The sequence below is a fragment of the Johannesbaptistia floridana genome, assembly GCF_057440575.1.
Map to the genome: position 1 here is coordinate 1 of NZ_JALKVM010000372.1, position 6328 is coordinate 6328.

At 39.6% G+C, this 6328-nt stretch carries 4 protein-coding genes and 1 pseudogene; 4 read left to right on the top strand and 1 reads right to left on the bottom strand.

Annotated elements, in window-relative coordinates:
• Positions 1-46 precede the first annotated feature (46 nt).
• On the bottom strand, positions 47-976 hold the full coding sequence (locus MW688_RS20840; protein ID WP_486737935.1) for an alkaline phosphatase PhoX: 930 nt from the start codon (positions 974-976) through the stop codon (positions 47-49).
• Positions 977-1337: 361 nt separating this feature from the next.
• On the opposite strand from MW688_RS20840, the gene MW688_RS20845 reads away from it, so the two are divergent.
• From MW688_RS20845 to MW688_RS20860, 4 genes and pseudogenes are all read left to right on the top strand, one after another.
• Positions 1338-1775 (top strand): PIN domain-containing protein, encoded by a 438-nt coding sequence (locus MW688_RS20845; RefSeq protein ID WP_486737936.1) that lies wholly within the window; start codon positions 1338-1340, stop codon positions 1773-1775.
• Positions 1765-1977, top strand: a complete 213-nt coding sequence (locus tag MW688_RS20850; RefSeq protein ID WP_486737937.1) for a hypothetical protein — start codon at positions 1765-1767, stop codon at positions 1975-1977. The genes MW688_RS20845 and MW688_RS20850 overlap by 11 nt, the downstream gene beginning before the upstream one ends.
• A gap of 719 nt (positions 1978-2696) precedes the next feature.
• Complete coding sequence (locus tag MW688_RS20855; protein WP_486737938.1) at positions 2697-5669, top strand: NB-ARC domain-containing protein; 2973 nt, start codon at positions 2697-2699, stop codon at positions 5667-5669.
• 250 nt (positions 5670-5919) lie between these two features.
• A pseudogene (locus MW688_RS20860) lies at positions 5920-6009 on the top strand (DUF4351 domain-containing protein); the annotation flags it as partial.
• Between the last annotated feature and the right edge of the window lie 319 nt (positions 6010-6328).

Here is a 6328-nt window from a genome sequence, read left to right on the forward strand (position 1 = left end):
AATGAGCAAGTTTTAGCAGTAATGAGTAAATATTTTTCAACTGTATTTAGCCCCAACAAGTCCCTTCACCCCGGCGAAAGATTGCCGCGCCTTTAGATTGCGCTTCGTAGCGCACAGTATCTTCATTTGGGTCTACTTGTTCTATTTCTACCCAAGCTACAGATTGAGGTTTACCTTGGGGGAAATTGGTACTAGTATCGACTTTCGGCATTTCAGGAATAGTTAAGGCTTCTAAAACTCCTCCTTGTGCCAAATTATCAGGATTTGTGGGGCGAAATCGATAAAAACAGCTATCCACTTGATCTTCTGTTTGGTAAATGTAACCTGTTTCGGGGTCTTGGGCGATCGCCTCATGTTTAAATCTGCCCATGGCTACTAGAGGTATTGCTGAATAGGAGGGTTTATCTATTTCTACTTCAAAATTATAACCGTGTTTTTTACTAACCTTGGCCGTATCTGGGGTAGAAACATCTTCTTCACAACTAATCCAACTTCCCCTCCTAGTTTTTCCTCCCGCGCAATTACGATTAGTTCCCGCTAAAGATACAAAATGCTGTTTAAGACGGCGATTTTTATCAATTATTATGGTTGTTGTCCCTCCTTTACTAACAACATCGTATTTATTGCTATTATTGGCTACTACTCCTAGTTTGTGTTCTGGAGTTAATTCATGATTGCGTATTAAGATAGTTTCCCCGTTATTTCCCTTAAAAGTTGCCATGCCATCATGACCCGGTGGTACTCGCGTCCCATCACTCATTACTTCTCCTGTGGCGGAAAACCAACTATATTTGAATCCAGGAGGTAAATCAATGATCTTTTGGGGATCTCTTTGGAGTTGTCCGAAACCTCCACTATCAATTGATTCTCCCCTGGCTATTCGTTGATAAAATTTTTCTAATGAAGAAGCTAATACTATACTACCTGCACTAGCTGCTGTTAAGTTAAAAAAATTTCTTCTAGATAATTTCATCATTATATAAATCTGAGTTTTAGCTTGCTTTTACTTCTATAGCAATTCTCATACTGGTGAGAAAGGTTATCGCTTTGAGGCAAGAGAGGCAAGAGAGGCAGCTATGCTGCTATGCTGATTTTTATGTACCTCATGAGTCTGATAAACGCTATATTTTTGGTAGATAGTGTCATAATAACTGTATTTAGCCCCGACTTACTCGGAAGAAAGTAAATAATAAATGACATAATTTACTTTAAAAATTTTAGCAAAGTTTTTCAATAATTGATATTATTTAGTTTATAATTGTTAATATAAATTTTGCCCTAGAGTTTTATCAAACTGGAAATGATGATATGTTTCGAGGATTTTATGATGAGAAAAGATGAGGATTTATTTAGATACAAGTATTTATAATCGTCCTTTTGATGAACAAACACAGCCTAAAATTCATCTAGAAACTCAAGCAGTTATTATCATTTTGCAAATGGTAGAAGCTGATTTAGTTGAGTTAGTTAATTCAGCGGTTTTAGAGTATGAAAATAGTCAAAATCCTTATCCTATTAAACAACAAACAATGAATCGATATTTAGATAAGGCTGGCATTAAACAACCTATTAATGAAAACATTAAACAGAGAGCTGAAGAATTGGAAAAACAAGGAATAAAGCCAATTGATGCTCTTCATGTTGCCTCGGCTGAAGCTTCAAAAAGTGATTATTTCATTACTTGTGATCAGCGTTTAATTAATCGCTGTAAAGGACTACCGACTAAAACCTTAAATCCAGTTGATTTTATTTTGGAGATAGAAGATGACCATTAAAGTTAATAAAGAACAGCAAATTTTACAAGAAGGCTTAGAAACCTTAATGAATCATTTGGAACTCTCAAAAGTGATTCATTTTGTGGCGGCTTGTCATCTTGGAGAAGGAGATTATCTCAAACTAAAAGATAAACTTTTTAAACAAGAAACTGTGGCCAATCTTTATGATAAAATTAAAGCCTATCAAGATAAAAATAGTTAAAAATAACTAGGTGTTCCTGGAATGAGAAACATGATTTACTTTAAATATTTTAGCAAGGTTTTTCAATAATTGACACTATTTACTTTAAACCAGGAAGGGGGAGATGGGGAGAGGGGGAGAATTATACGCGCATCCGGTTATTAAATATCCTCTATAAAAAAGTATGAGTAGGGTGTGTTAGGGCGAAGCCCGTAACGCACCAAACATGAGTAATGAGTAATGAGTAATGAGTAATGAGTTTTGAAGTAAGAAGGTAGCCAGTAGCCTGTAGGTTGGGCAGGGAGATAACCCAACATTATATTAGTAGTTTAGTGGTGTTTATTTACTTATTTATTATTTTATACTATAAAAGTAGTTGTAGTTGTAGGGTGTGTTAGGGCGAAGCCCGTAACGCACCGCTAGATGAGTAATGAGTAATGAGTAATGAGTAATGAGTAATGAGTTTTGAAGTAAGAAGGTAGCCAGTAGCCTGTAGGTTGGGCAGGGAGATAACCCAACACTATACAAGTAGTTGTATTTGTAGTGTGCTAGGGCGAAGCCCGTAACGCACCAAACATGAGTAATGAGTAATAAGTAATGAGTAATGAGTTTTGAAGTCTTGAAGTTTTGAAGCCTGTAGGTTGGGTTGAGGTCACGAAACCCAACACTATACTTTGTCCAACGTCTCGGGTTTGTTGATGCTACAATAAATCTATTACTAGTCTCTCAGGGAGGTAAAATTGAGTTACTATCGTAATCAAGCCCCGCCTTTACCAAGTAACTTTGTCCAACGTCCATTGGTCAGGGATAAATTAAAAAACAGTCTCCTATCTCCAGAAACAGCCGCAAATGGAACACTAGTGATTAGTGCCATCTATGGCTTAGGAGGCATTGGTAAATCAATCTTAGCCGCAGCTTTAGCCTATGACAGAGAAGTTCAATCAAACTTCCCTGATGGTATTTTTTGGGCAACCCTAGGTCAACAACCAGATATCCTCTCATTTCTCCATGGTTGGATACAAGCATTAGGAGATTATGATTTTAAACCAACAAATGTGGATGCAGCAACTTTACAACTAAGAACCCTACTAGCAGATAAAAAAGCCTTAATAGTGGTTGATGACCTTTGGAATCCTGAAGATGTAGAACCTTTTCAAGTTGTGGGAAAAAGATGTCAAGTTTTAGTTACTACGAGGGAAGCCCCGGTCAAAGGAGCAATTCGTTATGATTTAGACATCATGACTCCAGAACAATCTCTGGAGTTATTAACCAACTGTTTAACTAATCAGCTAACCAGTGAAGAACGTGAACAGGCTGAAACTTTAGCCAAAACAGTAGGATATTTACCCCTAGCTTTAGAATTAGCAGCAGCTCAAATAACGGAAGGATTCACCTGGGATGAATTGTTATCAGATTTAGAAGCAGAGTTAGCCATATTAAATAGGATAGAACCTGAAGAGGCTAGTAGTGAAGAAAAACGCCAACAGTTTAGTTTAATAGCCTCGTTTAACCTCAGTTTAAAAAGATTATCGACTGAAAGATTGCAACAATTTGCTTGGTTGGGAATATTACCAGATGATGTGACCATCACAGCCAAGATGGCAGCAACTTTGTGGGATTGTCAGGAAAATAAGGCTCAACAGACTCTGGAATATTTACGAAATAAAGCCTTATTATTACTAGGTGTGTCCAGTGAAGAAGGAACTAATTATCGTCTACATGATTTGTTACACGATTTAGCACGTAATTTAGTTCAATCGCCTACACAACCTGATGAAGACTGGCAATTACCAGGATTAGGCTTATCTCTTCCTCAAGCCCATCAACGATTATTAGAAGGTTATCGAAAACAAACTAAAAACGGCTTATGGCAAAGTTTAAACGATGATGGTTATATTTATAACCAATTAATCTGGCATTTTGAAAAAGCTGAAAAAATTGAAGAGATTCATCAATTACTGAGAGAAGAAAACTCTAGTGGAACTAACGGTTGGTACAGTCAATGTGAAAAACAAGGTAAAACCGCTCTTTTCATCAAAGATGTATCAAAAGCTTGGCAACTAGCAGAAGCAACCTTTGATAACAATCCAACCGAATCAATTAGTTTACAGTTTCGTTATGCTTTAATACTGACATCTGTGAATAGTTTGGTAGGGAATATTAAACCAGAGTTAATAGCCGCCTTAGTAGAAAAAGAAGTCTGGATACCAGCACGAGGACTGGCTTATATCAGGCAAAACCAAGATTCAGGGGCTCAAGCTAGAGGATTAAAGGCGATTGTTAAATATCTTCCTCCTTCTTTATTACCATCTGCTTTAGAAATAGCCAGAAGTATTAATAATGAATACAACCGAGCAGAAGCCTTATCAGGGTTAGCCCCCCATTTACCCCCTGAGTTGTTACCCGATGCCTTAGAAGCGGCCCGAGGCATTGGAGATGAATACTGGCGAGCTAGGGCCTTATCAGGGTTAGCCCCCCATTTACCAGAATTGTTACCCTCCGCATTAGAAGCCGCCCGCGGTCTTGAGTTTGAAGACGACCGAGCAGAGGCGTTATCAGGGTTAGCCCCCCATTTACCTCCTGAGTTGTTACCGTCCGCATTAGAAGCCGCCCTCGGGATTGGGGATGAATACAACCGAGCAGAAGCCTTATCAGGGTTAGCCCCCCATTTACCTCGTCAATTGTTACCGTCCGCATTAGAAGCCGCCCGAGGCATTGGGAGAGAAGACTACCGAGCTACGGCCTTATCAGGGTTAGCCCCCCATTTACCTTGTGAATTGTTACCAGTCGCCTTAGAAGCCGCCCGAGGCATTGGATATGAATACAACCGAGCTTGGGCCTTATCAGGGTTAGCCCCCCATTTCCCCGAAGTGTTACCCTCCGCATTAGAAGCCGCCGGAGGCATTTGGAGAGAATACTCCCGAGCAGAAGCCTTATCAGGGTTAGCCCCCCATTTACCTCGTGAATTGTTACCAGTCGCCTTAGAAGCCGCCCGAGGCATTGGAGATGAATCCTCCCGAGCTTGGGCCTTATCAGGGTTAGCCCCCCATTTACCTCGTGAATTGTTACCCTCCGCATTAGAAGCCGCCCGAGGCATTAGAAATGAAGACTACCGAGCTTGGGCCTTATCAGGGTTAGCCCCCCATTTACCTGAATTGTTACCCTCCGCATTAGAAGCGGCCCGAGGCATTGGATATGAACACGAACGAGCTTCGGCCTTATCAGGGTTAGCCCCCCATTTACCTCCTGAGTTGTTACCGTCCGCATTAGAAGCCGCCCTCGGGATTGGGGATGAATACAACCGAGCAGAAGCCTTATCAGGGTTAGCCCCCCATTTACCTCGTGAATTGTTACCAGTCGCCTTAGAAGCCGCCGGAGGCATTGGAGATGAAGACTACCGAGCAGAAGCCTTATCAGGGTTAGCCCCCCATTTACCCCCTGAGTTGTTACCCTCTGCCTTAGAAGCCGCCCGAGGCATTGGAGATGAATACTCCCGAGCTACGGCGTTACAGGAGTTAGTTGTTAGATTTACTTCTCTACCTGTTGAGATATCATTATTCACAAAAATGCTTCATACTCTGGCTAGTCTTAATCGCTCTCATTTTTTAGAAAATATCTCTCCATTAGCTCCTTTAATTATCAAATTTGGAGGAATTGAAGCCTTAAGAGCCGTAAAAACAGCTATTAATGATGTTTGTCGCTGGTGGAAATAAGAAATACGATCGCACTGTAGATAGAGGTTTTCTCTGCTTTAGAGAAGATAGAAAAATCTAACTTTGATTGATATTGGCATTACATGACTAGTTGTAAATATGTGTGGAACCAAAATGGCGATCGCCTTCTCTGTTTTAACTTTTCTTTCTTTAAATAGCGATCGCCATCTGGGAAAACTGCCTAGTCAACAGAGATAAACCCATGATAATCTTAATGAGACAGTGATAAATAAGCCTTAAAGAACAAAAATTGACTAGATTCATTTACGATCAATTCAGCAAAGACTATTTAGAACAATTATTATCACCTTATGGTGAAGTAGTAGTAGCTAAACAAGTACCTCATCATTAGGGATTCTCAGGAAATTAGCTTCTACTCATATCAAAGCACGCAAATACAAAAGTACAGAAATTGACCAACAGGCGAGAATCAATTTTTAAGCGTTTAGCATTAATTCTTTAACTCATTACTCATTACTCATTACTCATTACTCAACCATCACCAGTAGCTTTTGCTAAAGATGCAAGATCTGAGTCTACTCCCTCTCTGTTTGAACCTTATCGTAATGCGGTTGATGAAAAAGAAATTACTGATTGTCTTCTTAAACTATTAGTGATAATCAAAGAAAAAGAAAGAGAAGCCAAGCGAAATCAAACAC

What these genes read in the sequence shown, in the direction of transcription:
- MW688_RS20840 (WP_486737935.1), bottom strand. Translation starts at nt 976, where the DNA reads ATGATGAAATTATCTAGAAGAAATTTTTTTAACTTAACAGCAGCTAGT.
- MW688_RS20845 (WP_486737936.1), top strand. Translation starts at nt 1,338, where the DNA reads ATGAGGATTTATTTAGATACAAGTATTTATAATCGTCCTTTTGATGAA.
- MW688_RS20850 (WP_486737937.1), top strand. Translation starts at nt 1,765, where the DNA reads ATGACCATTAAAGTTAATAAAGAACAGCAAATTTTACAAGAAGGCTTA.